Annotated in this window: 18 protein-coding genes; 6 read left to right on the top strand and 12 right to left on the bottom strand. The window is 71.9% G+C overall.

Going from position 1 to position 15,140, the window contains the following annotated elements:
• Nucleotides 1-65: 65 nt before the first annotated feature.
• From IE246_RS24255 to IE246_RS24235, 5 genes are all read right to left on the bottom strand, one after another.
• Entirely contained in the window at nucleotides 66-380 is a 315-nt protein-coding gene (locus IE246_RS24255) for a hypothetical protein (protein WP_189994603.1), read from the bottom strand.
• A 62-nt stretch (nucleotides 381-442) separates the two neighbouring features.
• On the bottom strand, nucleotides 443-1,144 hold the full coding sequence (locus tag IE246_RS24250) for an RNA polymerase sigma factor (protein WP_189994601.1): 702 nt from the start codon (nucleotides 1,142-1,144) through the stop codon (nucleotides 443-445).
• Nucleotides 1,145-1,160: 16 nt separating this feature from the next.
• Entirely contained in the window at nucleotides 1,161-1,673 is a 513-nt protein-coding gene (locus IE246_RS24245; RefSeq protein ID WP_229837474.1) for a plastocyanin/azurin family copper-binding protein, read from the bottom strand.
• Entirely contained in the window at nucleotides 1,670-2,095 is a 426-nt protein-coding gene (locus tag IE246_RS24240; protein ID WP_189994599.1) for a DUF5602 domain-containing protein, read from the bottom strand. The genes IE246_RS24245 and IE246_RS24240 overlap by 4 nt, the downstream gene beginning before the upstream one ends.
• A 105-nt stretch (nucleotides 2,096-2,200) precedes the next feature.
• On the bottom strand, nucleotides 2,201-3,586 hold the full coding sequence (locus tag IE246_RS24235; protein ID WP_189994598.1) for a tetratricopeptide repeat protein: 1,386 nt from the start codon (nucleotides 3,584-3,586) through the stop codon (nucleotides 2,201-2,203).
• 169 nt (nucleotides 3,587-3,755) lie between these two features.
• On the opposite strand from IE246_RS24235, the gene bcp reads away from it, so the two are divergent.
• Complete coding sequence (bcp, locus tag IE246_RS24230; RefSeq protein WP_189994596.1) at nucleotides 3,756-4,220, top strand: thioredoxin-dependent thiol peroxidase; 465 nt, start codon at nucleotides 3,756-3,758, stop codon at nucleotides 4,218-4,220.
• Nucleotides 4,221-4,229: 9 nt separating this feature from the next.
• Nucleotides 4,230-4,568 (top strand): TfoX/Sxy family protein, encoded by a 339-nt coding sequence (locus IE246_RS24225; RefSeq protein WP_189994594.1) that lies wholly within the window; start codon nucleotides 4,230-4,232, stop codon nucleotides 4,566-4,568.
• On the opposite strand, the gene IE246_RS24220 is transcribed toward IE246_RS24225, so the two are convergent.
• From IE246_RS24220 to IE246_RS24195, 6 genes are all read right to left on the bottom strand, one after another.
• Nucleotides 4,484-5,260, bottom strand: a complete 777-nt coding sequence (locus tag IE246_RS24220) for an endonuclease/exonuclease/phosphatase family protein (RefSeq protein WP_189994592.1) — start codon at nucleotides 5,258-5,260, stop codon at nucleotides 4,484-4,486. The genes IE246_RS24225 and IE246_RS24220 overlap by 85 nt on opposite strands.
• On the bottom strand, nucleotides 5,257-7,419 hold the full coding sequence (locus IE246_RS24215; RefSeq protein ID WP_189994590.1) for a VTT domain-containing protein: 2,163 nt from the start codon (nucleotides 7,417-7,419) through the stop codon (nucleotides 5,257-5,259). The genes IE246_RS24220 and IE246_RS24215 overlap by 4 nt, the downstream gene beginning before the upstream one ends.
• Before the next feature lie 141 nt (nucleotides 7,420-7,560).
• A complete protein-coding gene (locus IE246_RS24210; protein WP_189994588.1) occupies nucleotides 7,561-8,265 on the bottom strand; it encodes an alpha/beta fold hydrolase in 705 nt (234 codons plus the stop codon).
• Entirely contained in the window at nucleotides 8,262-9,155 is an 894-nt protein-coding gene (locus IE246_RS24205) for a dihydrodipicolinate synthase family protein (RefSeq protein WP_189994586.1), read from the bottom strand. Before IE246_RS24205 ends, IE246_RS24210 begins: the two co-directional genes overlap by 4 nt.
• A gap of 28 nt (nucleotides 9,156-9,183) precedes the next feature.
• On the bottom strand, nucleotides 9,184-10,068 hold the full coding sequence (locus IE246_RS24200; protein ID WP_189994584.1) for a TauD/TfdA dioxygenase family protein: 885 nt from the start codon (nucleotides 10,066-10,068) through the stop codon (nucleotides 9,184-9,186).
• Between the two features lie 103 nt (nucleotides 10,069-10,171).
• Nucleotides 10,172-10,693 carry a dihydrofolate reductase family protein gene (locus IE246_RS24195; RefSeq protein WP_229837473.1) on the bottom strand — a complete coding sequence of 174 codons (522 nt, stop codon included), beginning with the start codon at nucleotides 10,691-10,693 and terminating at the stop codon, nucleotides 10,172-10,174.
• A gap of 82 nt (nucleotides 10,694-10,775) precedes the next feature.
• Between IE246_RS24195 and IE246_RS24190 the strand changes: the two genes are divergently transcribed.
• Nucleotides 10,776-11,789 carry a glycosyltransferase family 9 protein gene (locus IE246_RS24190; protein WP_189994580.1) on the top strand — a complete coding sequence of 338 codons (1,014 nt, stop codon included), beginning with the start codon at nucleotides 10,776-10,778 and terminating at the stop codon, nucleotides 11,787-11,789.
• A gap of 76 nt (nucleotides 11,790-11,865) precedes the next feature.
• On the top strand, nucleotides 11,866-12,372 hold the full coding sequence (locus IE246_RS24185) for a PAS domain-containing protein (protein WP_189994579.1): 507 nt from the start codon (nucleotides 11,866-11,868) through the stop codon (nucleotides 12,370-12,372).
• Between the two features lie 169 nt (nucleotides 12,373-12,541).
• Here IE246_RS24185 and IE246_RS24180 read toward each other — a convergent pair whose 3' ends face one another.
• Nucleotides 12,542-13,495 (bottom strand): glycosyltransferase family 9 protein, encoded by a 954-nt coding sequence (locus tag IE246_RS24180; RefSeq protein WP_189994577.1) that lies wholly within the window; start codon nucleotides 13,493-13,495, stop codon nucleotides 12,542-12,544.
• 96 nt (nucleotides 13,496-13,591) lie between these two features.
• On the opposite strand from IE246_RS24180, the gene ygfZ reads away from it, so the two are divergent.
• Nucleotides 13,592-14,500 carry a CAF17-like 4Fe-4S cluster assembly/insertion protein YgfZ gene (gene ygfZ / locus IE246_RS24175; protein ID WP_189994575.1) on the top strand — a complete coding sequence of 303 codons (909 nt, stop codon included), beginning with the start codon at nucleotides 13,592-13,594 and terminating at the stop codon, nucleotides 14,498-14,500.
• A gap of 85 nt (nucleotides 14,501-14,585) precedes the next feature.
• The gene (locus IE246_RS24170) at nucleotides 14,586-15,035 is read left to right on the top strand and encodes a PaaI family thioesterase (protein WP_189994573.1); all 450 of its coding nucleotides are present in this window, start codon (nucleotides 14,586-14,588) and stop codon (nucleotides 15,033-15,035) included.
• The last annotated feature ends 105 nt before the right edge of the window (nucleotides 15,036-15,140 follow it).

Here is a 15,140-nt window from a genome sequence, read left to right as displayed (position 1 = left end):
GCAGGGAAACGCGCCCCTCCGCCCTCGTCCCGGGCGGGCCAGGCGCGACCCGGGACCCACCGCCCCTACCCCTGCTTCGCCTTGATGCCCTCCCAGACCGCGCGGAAGTCGTAGGTCGGGTAGAACTCGGTGTCGAAGGCGCCCCAGGCCGACTGCTCGATCGCCAGGTTGACCTCCCGCAGCCGGTGCCCCGGCACCTTCAGGGTGACCACCTGGCCGATGCCCATCATCACGTACCAGGACACCACCTCGATGCCCTCGGGCGGGAACTTCTTCCAGAACCCGGCGGCGTCCAGCTTGGCGTTGATCTCGCCGAGGTTCTTGTCCTTCTGATGCTTCAGCATCACGGTCAGCAGGATGTCACCTTCGCCCGCGCTCATGCTTGCCTCCGTCGGGTCACCGTCCGCCGGAGCTTAGTTGGCGATCTCCGGCTCCGCCACCATCACTCGCGGGCGCTGCCGGAGCACAGGTCGCGGACGACCCTGTCGGCCATGCCGGCACAGCGTGCGCCGTCGAACGGGAAGACATCGGCGAACCGCGGTGCCAGGACCCGTTCGACCTCCACCCGGACCAGCTTGCGCGCCCGGAACAGCCGCGTCTTCACGGTCGCGGACCGGACCGACAGCAGCTCGGCCGTCTCGTCGACGCTGAAGCCCTGGACGTCGCGCAGGATGAACACCAGACGGAACGGCTCCGGGATCGCCTCGATCGCCCGCTCCAGGACCTGCCGCACCTGCTCCCGTCCCGCCTCGTTCTCCGGGTCGGCCGGGGATCGAGCCGTCGGGAACGCCAGCAGCCGTCCTTGCTCGATACCGTCGGCCACCGTCTCCGAAAACTCGACCGTCGGCCGCCGCCGGCGCAGCCGACCATAGGCCTCGTTGAGGGCAATCCGGGTCAGCCATGTCGAGAACGCGGCTTCGCCGCGATAGCCGTCGAGTCGGGTGAAGGCCTGCACATAGGCCGCCTGCACCACGTCCTCGGCCTCGGCATCGTCGGCCACGACGCCGCGCGCGACCCGGAAGAGAAGCTGGTTGTAGCGCCGAACCAGCACCCGCACCGCCCGCTCGCTGCCCCGCCGGGCGAGGGCGACCAGCCGCCCGTCGGTCACCGTGTCGCCGACCGGTGCAGACGCGCTTGCCCGCATGACATCGCCTCCCGTTTCAGCCGCGCCGGACGATTCCTCTGGCCATGATCTCCCCGACCGACGGAAAGGCCCGGAGCGCCGCTTCCGGCAATCCGCCGCCGGGGCGGCCGGCCGGATCGGCCGCCCCGACGACGATCCGGCCGACCATTCCCGCGTGCTCGTGCGGGATGCAGTAGTAGTCGTAGACGCCCGGCACACTCAGCATCACCTCGTACGCCTCGCCGGGCAGAAGGTAGCCCGAGTTCCAGCCCGCGGCGCCCTCGGGGACGCGCCGGGGCCGGTCAAAGGCCGACGGATGGTACGCCGTCGAGGTGTGGGCGTTGCCGGGATCGCGGTTGATCCAGCGGATCACCTGGCCGGGCCGGATCCGGATGCCGATGGGATCGAACCAGACCCGTGAGCCGTCGCCGGTGCCGGCCATCGTGACCTCGACCACGTCGCCGGCTTCGGCCTCGGCCGGGTCGCGAAGCGCCAGGGCGGCGGCGAGCCCGCCGCCCAGCCCGAGCATCCGGCGCCGGGTCACCGTCACTTCGCGACCCTCGCCTCGCCGCTCTCCGGCACGTGCCAGAGAACGACGTGGGCATGCGGCACCGCCACGCCCGGGTGACCCGCGTTGTAGTAGACGTCGACATGGTCGACCGGGCCGCCCGCGGCCTTCAGGTTGTCGAACCGCTTGTCGGGGGCCAGATCCGCGACCGGGATCATGTAGATCGTGCTCACCAGCTTCCGGTCCCGGTCGTAGGCAAGGAACGGCCCGGCCGGCAGCGTGGCAGGATCGACGAACAGTTGGCCCAGGCCCGGGATGAAGTCCGGCAGGGGCACCAGCTTGCTGACCTGCTGGTAGGGCGCGGCCGGCGGCGACGTCGCCACCGACTTGTCCAGTGCGCCGGCGCAGGCCGCGGTCGTGCCACCGAGGAAGACTGCGGCGCCGAGGGATAGCATTCGTTTCATGACCTGTTTCCTGGTTGAGGTTCAGCGCCGCCGACCGTGACGGCGCCTGTCCCCGTTGGATGCAGGTCTCGATGAAAGGTTCCCGGCTGTCCCCGGCCGGGGCGCCTACGCCGCCAGCGGCGACTCCGCCCGGGCCCAGGCGCGGCGGGCCCGCTCCTGGTCGCCGCGCAGCACGTGGGCACGCGCCACCAGCCGCCAGTTCTGCGGGCTCGACGGCTTGAGCTGGCAGCGCTCGTTGGCCAGCGCCAGGGCGAGGTTGCCGTCACCGGCCCGCAGCGCCGCCTCCAGCAGGGTCCAGGCGATGATGTCGCGCTGGGCGTGGCTGCCGCCGAGACGGTGGGTCATGTAGCGGACCGGCAGCAGCCGGTCGACGCAGGCCCGGTAGTCGCCGGCGGCGAACGCCTGCAGGGCCCGGCAGAACGGCAGGCCGATCTCGCGGCTCATGGCGGCGTTGGCGTCGCCGGCATGCTCCAGGTAGCGCTCGTTGGCGGTCAGCAGCCGGCCCTGCGCCTCGGTCCGGTTGTCGCCGACGAACGCCATCATCGCGTGGACGTCGTTGAAGGCGTAGAGCGTGTCGGCGGCGCTCGGCTCCCACTTGTCGGCGAGATCGGCCCAGCGTCGGCCGACGTCGACCCCGACCAGGTTGAGGCGCCACAGCAGGGCGGCGGAGTCGAGTTCCTCGTACCTCTCACCGGCGACCCCGCTGCCGCGCAGGTGGTTGTCGTAGATCGACAGCACCTCGTCGGTCCGGCCGAGGTCGAGGTGGAACAGCGACAGGTGCCACCACAGGTGATTGCGGAAGTGGCTCTCGGCCCAGACGTCGCGGCGCTGGTTCATGAAATGCACGCCGCCGAGCTGGCGGCCCTGCATCTCCATGACGTGGGCGACGGCGTGGATCGCGTAGGGATGGTCCGGCCGCAGCGCCAGCGCCTGGCGGCCGGCCTCCTCGGCCCTGCTGTAGGCGTTGTTCTCCTCCAGGCCGAAGGAATAGAAGCCGAGCACGAACTCGTAGCCGGGGATCGACTCGTCCCACAGCGGGAACGCCCGGGCCACGCAGTCGCGCTGGCCGGCGACGTCGCCCAGCAGCACGTCGGTCAGGTGGATCAGCGCCATCGCCAGCAGGTCGTGCGGATGGTCGACCAGCCCGGCCTCCCAGCGCTGCACGGCACCGTGGAAATCGCCCTCGATCCAGGCGCGCACGGCCCGGATATGCGCCCGTTCGCGGTCGTTGGCCCGGTCCCAAAGCGCCTCGGCCTTCTCCAGGCTGTCGACCATCGTCCGGTAGATCCGGGTCTCCATCGCCTGGGTCAGCAGCCCGGCCCGGAACACATGGCCCATGACGAAGTCGGGATGCCCGGCCAGCACGGCGTCGATCCGCGCGATCGGGTCGCCCCGGAAGGCGAGCGCGTCGTCCAGGGCCGCGTCCAGCGCCTCAGCGCAGGCCGGGGTGGCGTTCGACAGCTTCAGGCCGCGGCGATCGGTGACGGTCATGGCTTCCTCGGAACCGCTGTCTGCCGATTTCGGCAGCAATGCCGACGAAGATACGCCTCCGCCACGCTCGCTTCCAGTCACGGTGAAGCGCGTCGCGCGTGATTGACATCCGGCGCGCGGGGCGGAACGTAACGATGGCATTTCCACAGTTCCCACCGGAGAGAGATCGATGAGCCTGCAGATCGGCGACAAGGCCCCCGCCTTCACCATGCCCACCGACGGCGGCGGAGAGGTGTCGCTGGCGGCGCTGAAGGGCCGGCCGGTGGTGCTGTACTTCTACCCGCGCGACGACACCCCGGGCTGCACCACCGAGGCCTGCGGCTTCCGCGACGCCATGCCGGACTTCTCGGCGGTCGACGCCGCCATCGTCGGGGTCAGCCGCAACACCGTCGCCAAGCACGACAAGTTCAAGGCCAAGTACGAACTGCCGTTCACCCTCGGCGCCGACGAGACCGGCGCCGTGACCGAGGCCTACGGGGTGTGGGTCGAGAAGTCGATGTACGGCAAGAAGTCGATGGGCATCGAACGCTCGACCTTCCTGATCGACGGCGCCGGCGTGATCCGCGGTATCTGGCGCAAGGTCAAGGTGAAGGGGCACGTCGACGAGGTGCTGGCCGCCGCCAGGGCGCTGTAGGCCCGGGACATGGCCCGCGCGCCGAAGACCCCGCCGATCCCGCCCGACGCGCGGGCCGTGCTCGGGCGGTTCGAGACCCGCGGGCCGGTCCGCTCCAGGCCGATGTTCGGCGGCCACGGCGTGTGGTGCGACGACCGGTTCGTGGCGATCGTGTTCCGCGGCGTGCTGTACCTGAAGGTCGACGGCGAGACCCGGCCGCTGTTCGAGGCGGCCGGCTGCTCGCCGTTCCGGATGAGCGCCGACCGGCCGTCGCGGCTGGCCTTCTACACCCTGCCGGCCGGGGTCAACGCCGGATCGGACGACCTGGAGCCCTGGCTCGACCGGGCGCTCGATGCCGCATCGACGTGACCGGCCGGCAGCGGCCCGAGGTCCATGACCAGCGGCAGGTGATCCGAGGCGAGGCCGGCCTCGCGCACCGCCCGGCTCTCGGACACCCGGCCGTGCGCCCGCGCCCAGATCCGGTCGAGCGCAAACAGCGGGCGGGCGGCCGGAAAGGTCCGATGCCGGGTGCCCGGGCCCAGCAGCGCCGACAGCCGACGTTCCGCGAAACCGCGGCCGCGCCACTCGTTGATGTCGCCCAGCAGCACGGTGTCGACGTCCGGCCGCGCCTCCACCAGGCCGCACAGTTCGCCGATCTGGAACCGCCGTTCGCCACCGGCGAGGCCGAGATGGGTCGCGATCACCCGGGTCGGCGTGCCCGGCGTGTCGACCAGCGCGTCGATCGCCCGCCGCGGCTCGCGCCCGGGTACCGAGATGTCGACCTTGCGCCCCCAACGGACCGGGTAGCGGCTCAGCAGGACCTGACCGTAGATCCCGGCGATCCGGCGGTTGACGTTCGCGGCGACCATGTCCGACCCGCCCATCGCCTCGCGCAGCAGGGCGAAGCCGTCGACGCCGCGTTCGACGCCGATGACCTCCTGGATCGCGGCGATGTCCGGCTTCAGGTCGGCGAGGATACCGGCCGTCCGGTCCGGGTCGAAGCGCCCGTCCTGGCCGAGGAAGCCGTGGATGTTCCAGCTGACGATGCGGATGCCGATCACCCTGCCCGGCCGCCGGGCGTGCCGAGCCGCCGGTTGATCACGCGCTGCAGCAGAACGGAAACCAGCACCCAGGCCAACAGCAGGCCGACCAGCAGTCCGACGTCCTCCGGCCGCCCCTCGGTGAGCACCGCCGCGAACTGCACGCCCATCAGGTTGAACGCGACGATCCCCGGCGCCAGCCCGAGCGTCGAGCCCAGCGCAAAATCCACGAACCTGATCCGAACGACGCCGGCGGCCAGGTTGATCAGGGTGAACGGTGCGACAGGCAGCATCCGCAGGCTGGCCATTCCGATCACGCCGTTGTCGGCGAACGTGCGGATCAGCCGGGCCAGCCGCCCGTCCCGCGACCGCCACGGCACGGGCGCCCGGTCACCCATGAACCGTCCCAGCGCATAGCCGACCAGCGCACCGGCGATCGACCCGACGCCGGAGTACAGCACGCCCTCCCAGGGTCCGAACACCATCGCGGTGACGCCGATCAGCACGGTGATCGGGAACATCGTCAACCCGGCCGCCAGATAGATCCCAAGGATCGCCAGCGGCGCCCAGCCCGACGCGGCGACGGCGCGCATCGGTGCCGCCAGGTGCTCGACCTCGGCCCACTCGCCGAGCGGCGAGTACCGCCAGGCCAGGACCAGGACGAAGGCGACCAGCGCCACCGCCGCCACCGGCCATCGCTTCAGCCAACGCCGTGCCGACCGCGGCGGCCGCAGGGCCTCCAGCGATATCAGCTCCGGTATCGGGCGGTCCGGGTCGGCCAGTGCCGCCACCGGCTCCGGCACCGCCTCGCCCAGCGTCGGATCGTCCGCCACCGGCCGCAATCCGCGGCGGCCGGCGCCGGAGAGCCGCTCGAACGCCGCGAGCACCGACCCCGAGCCGTCCAGTGCCTCCGCGACCTCGTCGACGCTGCGACCGGTGTGCTCGGCGATCAGGGAGTCGCGGAGCCGCCGGATCGATCGTCGGCTGTCGTCGTCGCGCCCGAGCACGACGACGTCGCACTCGGTGTCCAGTCCCATCGAGCGGTTGTTGAGGTTGGACGACCCGATCCGCAGGCTGCGGTCGTCGACCACCACGATCTTGGCATGCACCATGACCCCGACCGGCCCGGCCTCGCCGTCGACCACCGGAGTCACCAGCCGGACCCGGTCGCCCAGCCCGGCGGCCCGGAACCGGGCCATCAACCGGACCCGGCCGGCCTGCATGGCCGCCTTCTCCAGCCAGCCGTCATGGTCGCCCGGCACCACGGCGAGGACCTCCAGCGCCGGCCGCGCCAGCATGCGCTCGATCAGCGCGTCGCCCAGCGCATCGGCGGTCAGGTACTGGTTCTCGATGTAGACCAGGCGCTCGGCCTCGGCGATCGCCGCCCGCAGCGTGGCCTCGCCCTCGCGCACCTCCGCGGCGCCGCCGTAGCGCGGCCGGGTCCGGGCGATCGCGACGCCGACCTCGCGCAGGTCCGGGGTGAGGTCGGCCGGCCAGGGGTCGCCGTCGGCAGGGGCCGGCTCAAGCGGGGCGTTGCCGGCAGCCGCCCAGCGCTCACGGGCGATCTCGGCCAGCGCTGCGGCGGCTTCGCCGTCGACCACCATCTGGGCGTCGTGGAACGGCGGATAGGACTGCCCCTTCGGGTCGACCCGGCGGTCGTCGTCCGGATCGTGGGCCGGGGTGTCCCAGCGGCGGATCGTCAGGTCGAGCCCGCCGCAGAACGCCATCGCGTCGTCGACGATCGCCAGCTTCTGGTGGTGCGAGGCCGCGACCGGCAGGCTGCCGTCCAGGCACAGGGCGATCTGCGGCGGTGAGGTCCAGTCGAGCTGCACCCGCGGCAGCGGCTCGCGCTCCAGCGCGTACAGCATCGCGTAGTCCCAGAGCAGCAGGCGGATCTCGATACCCGGCCGGCGCTCCGCCAGCGCCGCCAGGAACGGCCCGAGCTCGAGCGGCAGGTCGTCGCCGGTATCGCTCGGATCGGCGGCCAGCGGGGTCCGGCTGTCGATGTCCCAGCCGACGATCAGGATGCGGCGGCGGGCACGCTTCAGCGCCTCCCGCAGGGCACCGTAGTAGTTGGACGCGTCGACCAGGAGCCTGGCTCGCCCGGCGCGGGCAACGCGCCAGGCGGCGCGCTCCAGGTCGGGGCCCGGCGCGGTGTTCGGAGACTCGGATGTCGGCATGTTCCGGATCGGTTCCCGCAGTTCGGTGAAACGGTCGGTGTCCGCCACGACCGCCGGTGATCCCCGGCGGCGGCTATCGAGCCAACGACCGAACTGCGTGAACGTTCCCCGCCGGGCCTACGATGCCGGACGTGGGGCGGCCTAGGCGCTCTCGAGCAGGATGCGGGCCAGTTCGGCCGGCTCGTCGACCATGATGTCGTGGCCGCAGTCTACCACATGGGCCCGGAACCGCGAATCCGCCCGGGCGTCGGCCAGGGCCTTGTCGAAGGTCGGGTTCGGGTAGGCGCCGGCCCGGACGTACACCCGGTCGGCGATCCGGTCGACGGCACCGGACAGGTGCAGCTTCTCGCTGAAGCAGCCGATCGGCAGGTCGGTGCACTTGGCGTCGACCCAGGCCCGGTCGGCCAGGTTGACCATGAACGCCTCGGCCGGGGTGGGGGCGATCCGCCAGCCGCCGCCGGCCTTCGCCTTCTGCAGGGTCAGCGCGTTCGCCTCCGGCGCCCGCAGGTCGAACGCCGCCTGGCCGTGCCTGGGCGTGAAGGCGTCGACGAACACCAGCGTCCTGATGCGGTCGGCGACGCGGTCGGCGGCCCCGGTGATCACCATGCCGCCATAGGAGTGGCCGACCAGCACCACGTCGGTCAGTTCCTCCCAGGAAATCAGGTTGGCGACGTCCTTGATGTGGGTCTGCAGGCTGATGTTGGGCGCCAGCAGGTGCGAGCGGTCGGACAGCCCGGTCAGGGTCGGGCTGAATACGGTGTGGCCGGCGGCGCGCAGCCGCTCGGCGACCCGCACCCAGCACCACCCGCCGTGCCAAGCGCCGTGAACCAGAACATACGTCGTCATGAACCGAGCCTCCCCAGACCTCTGGACCAGTGTTCGAGCGTGCGCATGCCGGCCGGGTGCGGCGCGGTGGCCGGACCGCGGTCGTGCACCGCGTCGAGCCCGATCCGCCGGGCCGCCAGCCGCTTGCCGTAGCACAGCAGGTGGTCGACCGTGCTCATCAGGAAGTGCAGCAGCGGCAGGATCTCGCGGAACGCGGCGTCGGCCTCGCCGGCCTCGCCGGCCCGGTGCAGGTCGTAGATCCGGCTCTGCACGTCGCAGGTCTCGACCCCCGGGATCATCCCGGCGCAGCCGTTGCGCAGGCTGTCCAGCAGCTCGATGCCGTTGCGGCCGTTGAACAGCGTCAGCGCGCCGCCGGCCTCCTCGGCGAGGCGGGCGATGGTCATCACCGGCCCCTCGGCCTTCAGCACCCTCACGTTGGGGTGGCGGCGGTTCAGCTCGATCAGCCCGGCGTTCGACAGGCCGATGCCGATGTATTCCGGCGCGTTCTGGATGCCGACCGGGATCGGTGCCGCATCGGCGACCGTGCCGAAGAACTCGATCAGCGCCGCCTCGCTGGCCGACTTCACCGGCGGCGGCTGCAGCACCGCCCAGGCGGCCCCGGAATCGGCCGCCCGCCGGACCGTCGCGATCTGGCCGCCGGTGGTGTTGTCAGACACGGTGACGCTGACCGGCACCCGCCCGGCCGCCGCCTGCAGCGTCCAGTCCGCCAGCGCGTGCCGCTCCTCGACCGTCAGCTTGTTGCACTCGCTGGCCAGCCCGCCGACCGCCAGGCCGTGCACGCCGGCGGCGATGCAGGCCTCGACCTGGGCCACGTGGGCGCCGGGGTCGAGCCCGCCATCGGCCCCGAACAGCGCGTACAGCATCGGGTAGATGCCGTGGATGTCGGTCATCGCTGCCACCTCAGTATAGCTTGGCGCCTCAGTACGGCCGGTCGCCCAGCACCGTGCAGCGCCGCATTACCCGCCGCGCGACCGCCGGATCGTATTCGGTCGCCCGGTGCAGCAGGCAGCGGTTGTCCCAGACCGCGCACTGGCGCGGGCTCCAGCGGTGCCGGTAGACCAGCGCGTCCGGCGTAGCCAGCGCGTTCAGCTCCTCGATCAGCGCCCGGCCCTCGTCGTAGTCCATGCCCTCGATCGACTCCGCGTGGTCGCCCAGGAACAGGCACTTGCGGCCGGTCTCCGGGTGGGTCCGGACGATCGGGTGGGCGACCGGCGGCACCTCGGCCTTCTGCTTTTCGGTCATCGGCTCGTGGCCGTGCCGGCGGGTGCGCGAGAAGTCGAGGTTGTGGATCGCCTTCAGGCCCTCGATCCGGGCCTTCCATTCCGGGCTCAGCGCCTCGTAGGCGGCATACATGTCGGCGAAGTGGGTTTCGCCGCCCTCGTCCGGCACGATCTCGGAATACATCATGGTGGCGTGGCCCGTCGTCGGCCGCCACGAGCCGTCGGTGTGCCAGTACAGCGTGCCCTTGTCCGGGTGCCGGCCGTTCGGGTTGCCGTCGGCATCCAGGTTGGTCAGCCGGTAGATCTCCGGGTGGTCGGGATAGCCGTGGTACTGGTTCATGACGTGGACCTGGACCTCGCCGAACCGGCGGGCGAACGCCACCTGGGTGGCCGGCGGCAGGTCGACGTCGCGGAACAGGATCAGCTTGTGCTCGAGGAACACCTCGTAGATCCGCTCGAACATCGCCTCGCCGACGGCGTCCTCCAGGGTGATCCCGACGATCTCCGCGCCGAGCACGGGATGCAGCGGACGAACCTCGAACGGACGGCCGGCGGCGGAGCCGGCCTGAGCAGCGACAGCCATTGTTTCCTCCCGAAGGCGCCTGTTCCGGCGTTTCGGGAGAGCCTACCCCAGCAGGCGCCGGGCGCAATTGGGAGGTTGCCCAGGCAACCAAAATTCAGCCGACTCAAGCCACGTCGTAGATCAGGCCGACCGCCCCGTTCGGCCACGCCCGGGTCTCGCGCAGCGCCAGCGGAACCTCCGGCCCGTCGCCGGCGAACAGCGGCACGCCCTCGCCCAGCAGCACCGGCATCAGGAACAGCTCGACCGTGTCGATCGCGCCGAGCGCGATGCAGGCGCCGGCGGTCGCCGCCCCCCCGACGATCCACACCCGGGCGCCGTCCTCGCGCAGCTCGGCGATCAGGCCGGCCAGGTCGGACGTGCCCTCGACCCCGTCCGGCGCCGCGCCGAGCGGCCGCGAGGTCAGCACCACGGTGCGCTTGCCGGCATAGGGCCAGTCGACGCCGAAACCGGCGATCTGGTCGTAGGTCGTGCGCCCCATGATCAGGGTGTCGACCTCGGTCATGAAGTCGGCGGTCCCGTAGTCGACGTCTTCCCAGCGGTTGAGCCATTCGACCCCGCCGTCGGCGTCGGCGATCATGCCGTCGAGGCTGAGCGCCATGTACAGGCGGAAGCGGGCGTCGCTCACGGGGTCACTCCTCGGCCGGCTCATGACGGGGGCCGGATTGTGGTGTAGGGAGGGGGCCGGTTCAAGCGACGGAGAGCCCCGGGTGGCCGGTACCCTCGTCATCCAACCGCTGCCCGGGATCGGCGACATGGTGTGGCACCTGCCACACATCGAGGCGATCGCCAGGGCCTGCCCCGGGGGCCGCGTCACCGTGCTGACCAAACGGCGGTCGCGGGCCGACGAGTTGTTCGACGGCTCGGGCTTCGTGCACGGCGTCCTGTGGCTGGAGCGCGCGCAGAGCGGCGAGCCGGCCGGGCGCCACGACGGCCCGCTCGGCGCCTGGCGGCTGGCCGCCGACCTCCGCGGCCACCGGTTCGAGACGGTCTGGATCCTCCACGACTCGCCGCGCTATGCGCTGGCCGCCCGGCTCGCCCGGGTGCCGGAGCGGATCGGCTTCGGCACCGGACGGCAGCGCCGGTTCCTGAGCGACCGGCGGATCCTGCCGCGCGCCGACCGGCATCTGCCGACGGTCGAGAAGGCCAGCCGGCTGCTGGCGCTGCACGGGCTCGCGGTCGAGGCGACGCCGCGCTACCGGCCGTCCGACGCGGCGATGCGGAACATCGCGGAGCGCTTCGGCGACCGCCCGCGGCCGTGGATCGGCCTCGGCATCGGTTCCAGCGAGCCGTTCAAGCAATGGGGGGCCGACCGGTTCGCGGCGCTGGCCGCCCGGCTGACCGCGGAGACCGGCGGGACGGTGTTCGCCATCGGCGGCCCGGCCGAGACGGCGATGGTCGAGGTTATCCGCTCCTCGGGCGGCGCCGCGATCGTCCCGGCGATCGGCCTGCCGCTCGGCGAGGCCGCGGCACTGTCCCGGACCTGCGACGCGATGGCGGGCAACGACACCGGGCTCCTGAACCTCTCGGCCGCGACCGGCGTCGCCACGGTCGGCCTGTTCGGCGGCTCGCCGCCGCTTACCCAGTACCCGAACCTCGTGGCGCTGGAGCCGGCCGGCGGGGCCGTCTACCGGGTCGACCGGATGGCCGAGATCGAAATCGAGGCGGTGGCGGCGGCGGTGCTGGCCTCGCTGCCGGCCGACCGGTCGTACGCCACAAGCTGACCGCTGGCGCAAACCGTCGTACCCTGAAGCCACCCGGCGGTGCATGCCGCTCCGCCGGATGCGCGAAGGTGAGAACATGTCGGCCCTGTTCGACGGCCGCTTGGCGCGCCTCCTCAGCTACTGGTCCGCCAGGCGCGGAGACCGGCCGGCGCCGCGCCGCGCCGACATCGACCCGCCGCTCGACATTCCGGACCTGCTGCCGATCCTGACCCTGGTCGACGTCCTCCACGACCCGCTGCGCTTCCGCTATCGGCTGGTCGGAACCGCGGTGGCGGAAGGGTTCGGCCGCGATGCGACCGGCCGGTTCGTCGACGAGACCCTGTACGGCGACGAGGCACCGGCGATGTTCGCGACCTATGAACGGCTGTCCACCGAGATCCGGCCGTTCCGACGCCACTCCCGGCTCGCCTGGAACCAGCAGGAGTGGCTGGTCCTCGATGCGATCGAACTGCCTCTGGTCGATGACGACGACCGGGTCTGCATGATCCTGGGCGGCAACTGCTTCACCATGACCTCCGACACCGGCGGACCCGCGCGGGACTATCGGCCGCTGGACCGGGACGGCGGCTGGGACCAGGATTGAGGCCTTCGGCAGTGGACAACCCCGTCAAGCGCGACAGCACGGGCGCCGAAGTAGTGGTGTGCCGGAACTGCTCGACGGGCGTCCAAGGCGCCTCCTCGCCTGCTGGGATGAGAAGCGCGGAGACCGTCCCGCTCCGCGTCGTAGCGACGTGGACCCCGTTGATCCGCTGTCAGTCGGTCCGCGCCAGCAGCCCCTCGGCCGCGTCCACTACGCGTGCGACCGGCAGGCCGGTCATCAGGGCGCCCGGCGCGTCGTCGACCTGCCCCGAGCGCGACAACAGGTCCGCCGCCGGCTCGTCGGCCCGCACCCATTCGGCCAGCGGGCCGCGCGGCGCGTAGTGACTGGCGTCGCTCGGGCCGAACAGACCGAGGGTCGGGGCGCCGGCGGCGGCGGCCAGGTGCATCAACCCGCTGTCGTTGGCGATCGCCAGCCGGCAGCGCCCGAGGCAGGCGGCCAGGGTCATCAGCGGCTCGGTGCCCACCAGGTCGATCCGGCGCCCAGCCGGCACCGCCTCCAGCACCGGTGCGGCCAGTCCGCGCTCACCCGGCCCGCCGGCCACCAGCACCCGGGCGCCCGGCAGCGCGCCGCCGGGGCCGGTCAGCGCCGCGATCGCCTCGACGAAACGCTCGCCCGGCCAGGCCTTCGGCGGCCAGTTCGCGGTCGGCGCCACCGCCAGCACCGGGTCGCGGCCGTCGCCCAGGATCCGGGCGGCCCGCCGGCTGTCGGCCTCGGAAATCCACAGCCGCGGCTCGGTATCGCCGTCGAGCCGCAGGCCGGTGCGGATCTGATCGACCCGGTGTCCGCCGCCCCACGGTGTGCGGAACACCCGCCGCTCGCCGGCCCGCACCGCCCAGGCGAACATCGAGCCGCGCAGGTCGACCACCAGGTCCCAGCGCGTCCCGACCGTCTCGTGCCACAGCATCCGCCACTGCGCCTGCCACGGCCCCTTGCGCATCGGGATCACGCGCTCGACACCTGGGACCGCCTCGAACAGCGCGGCCGCCACCGGGCCGCACGCCACCGTCACCCGGACGTCGGGCGCGCGCCGCAGCACCCAGGCGAGCGCGCCGGAGGTCAGGATCGCGTCGCCGAGCCGCGTCGACGAGATGAACAGCGCCTGCATGCCGAGCCTTATAGGGGCAAGCCGGCATCGGCGCGAGCGCCCTTGCCAGTTCCGGACATGCGACATACCTGAACGGGATCGTGGCGGGGAGCAGGCATGGCCAAGGGCTGGTATCACCTTCTTGAGAATCGCGGTTTCCTGCGGGTCGACGGCCCCGACCGGGTCGAGTTCCTGCAGGGACTGGTGTCCAACGACGTCACCAAGGTGACCGCCGGGCGGGCCGGCTACGGCGCGTTTCTGACCGCCCAGGGCAAGTTCCTGTTCGACTTCTTCATGGTCGCCGACGGCGACGCGCTGGTGCTCGACACCGAGGGCGACCGGGTCGGCGATTTCTTCCGCCGCCTGCGCATGTACAAGCTTCGCTCCAAGGTCGAACTCAGCCAGAGCGGCTATCGCACCGCCGTGGCGATCGGCGACGACGTCCTGACCGCCCTCGACCTGCCGGCGGAGCGCGGATCCGCCCGGCCGTTCGCCGGCGGCATCGCCTATGTCGACCCGCGCCACGCCGAGGCCGGCGCCCGCATCCTGCTGCCGGCCAGCGCCGACGAGGGGGCGCTGACCGCCGCCGGGCTGCAGCCGATCGGCATCGAGGCCTACGAGCGGCGGCGGGTGGCACTCGGCCTGCCCGACGGCAGCCGCGACATGGCGGTCGAGAAGACGGTGCTGCTGGAGGCCGGCTTCGAGGAGCTCGGCGGGGTCGACTTCGACAAGGGCTGCTACATGGGCCAGGAGCTGACCGCCCGCACCAAGTACCGCGGCCTGGTGAAGCGCCGGCTGATGCCGATCGCCATCGACGGGCCGCTGCCGGCGTCCGGAACGCCGATCACCCTGGACGGCCAGGAAGCCGGCGAGGTGCGCTCGGTGGTGCCGAACGGCGACGGGCACGCCACCGGCCTCGCCATGATCCGGCTGAACCGGCTGGACGAGGCGTTCAAGGCCGGCCTGCCGCTGATGGCCGGCGAGGCGACGGTGATCGCCAGCCCGCCGGCCTGGGCCCGGTTCTGATCGTTCTTCCCGGGCGATGGGGGTGGCGTCTATTGCAGTGCAGCGATAGGATCGGCGCCCTTCCGTTCCACCGCCCCCGAGACCCATGAACGACACCGCCGCACCCGCCCAGAACCTCTCCGAACTCGAAGACACCGTCGGCTTCAACGCCGTGCTCGGCATGAAGCTGGTGGAGTGGAGCGAGAGCCACGCGGTCATGGAGCTGCCGATCCAGCCGCAGCACCTGAACCGCTCGAACGCCCTGCACGGCGGGGTGATCGCTACGCTGATCGACGCGGTGCTCGGCTATGCCGGGGTATGGGTGCCGGAGGGCGAGCCGCGGCGCAAGGCGCTGACCCTGACCCTGACGACCAACTTCATGGGCCAGGTCCGCGAGGGCACGGTGCGGGCGACCGCGGTCAAGAAGGGCGGCGGCCGCAACATCTTCTTCGCCTCGTGCGAGGTGCACGACGAGGCCGGCAACCTGATCGCCATCGGCGAGGGCTCGTACCGCTACCGCAAGTCGGACCCGTTCGGCGACCCGCCGAAGGCATGAGCGCCCAGGTTTCGCGAGCCCGTCGCTTCGTGGGTTCCTGTGTGTTTGAAGTGTGCTTTTGTTGGAGCGGGGCGGGAGGCCGTTGGGTTCCCGGTGCGTGACACC

It is taken from the genome of Thalassobaculum fulvum, assembly GCF_014652915.1.
GTDB lineage: Bacteria > Pseudomonadota > Alphaproteobacteria > Thalassobaculales > Thalassobaculaceae > Thalassobaculum_A > Thalassobaculum_A fulvum.
Note: the sequence above shows the minus strand (reverse complement) of the source record. Positions and strands in the feature narration are given on the sequence as shown.

Excerpts from the sequence above, each read along its gene's own strand:
- IE246_RS24235 (WP_189994598.1), bottom strand. The coding sequence starts at position 3,586 with ATGACCGTCACCGATCGCCGCGGCCTGAAGCTGTCGAACGCCACCCCG.
- IE246_RS24170 (WP_189994573.1), top strand. The coding sequence starts at position 14,586 with ATGAACGACACCGCCGCACCCGCCCAGAACCTCTCCGAACTCGAAGAC.
- IE246_RS24205 (WP_189994586.1), bottom strand. The coding sequence starts at position 9,155 with ATGACCGACATCCACGGCATCTACCCGATGCTGTACGCGCTGTTCGGG.
- IE246_RS24210 (WP_189994588.1), bottom strand. The coding sequence starts at position 8,265 with ATGACGACGTATGTTCTGGTTCACGGCGCTTGGCACGGCGGGTGGTGC.
- IE246_RS24255 (WP_189994603.1), bottom strand. The coding sequence starts at position 380 with ATGAGCGCGGGCGAAGGTGACATCCTGCTGACCGTGATGCTGAAGCAT.
- IE246_RS24200 (WP_189994584.1), bottom strand. The coding sequence starts at position 10,068 with ATGGCTGTCGCTGCTCAGGCCGGCTCCGCCGCCGGCCGTCCGTTCGAG.
- IE246_RS24180 (WP_189994577.1), bottom strand. The coding sequence starts at position 13,495 with ATGCAGGCGCTGTTCATCTCGTCGACGCGGCTCGGCGACGCGATCCTG.
- ygfZ (WP_189994575.1), top strand. The coding sequence starts at position 13,592 with ATGGCCAAGGGCTGGTATCACCTTCTTGAGAATCGCGGTTTCCTGCGG.
- IE246_RS24225 (WP_189994594.1), top strand. The coding sequence starts at position 4,230 with ATGGCCCGCGCGCCGAAGACCCCGCCGATCCCGCCCGACGCGCGGGCC.
- IE246_RS24240 (WP_189994599.1), bottom strand. The coding sequence starts at position 2,095 with ATGAAACGAATGCTATCCCTCGGCGCCGCAGTCTTCCTCGGTGGCACG.
- IE246_RS24250 (WP_189994601.1), bottom strand. The coding sequence starts at position 1,144 with ATGCGGGCAAGCGCGTCTGCACCGGTCGGCGACACGGTGACCGACGGG.
- IE246_RS24185 (WP_189994579.1), top strand. The coding sequence starts at position 11,866 with ATGTCGGCCCTGTTCGACGGCCGCTTGGCGCGCCTCCTCAGCTACTGG.
- IE246_RS24215 (WP_189994590.1), bottom strand. The coding sequence starts at position 7,419 with ATGCCGACATCCGAGTCTCCGAACACCGCGCCGGGCCCCGACCTGGAG.
- bcp (WP_189994596.1), top strand. The coding sequence starts at position 3,756 with ATGAGCCTGCAGATCGGCGACAAGGCCCCCGCCTTCACCATGCCCACC.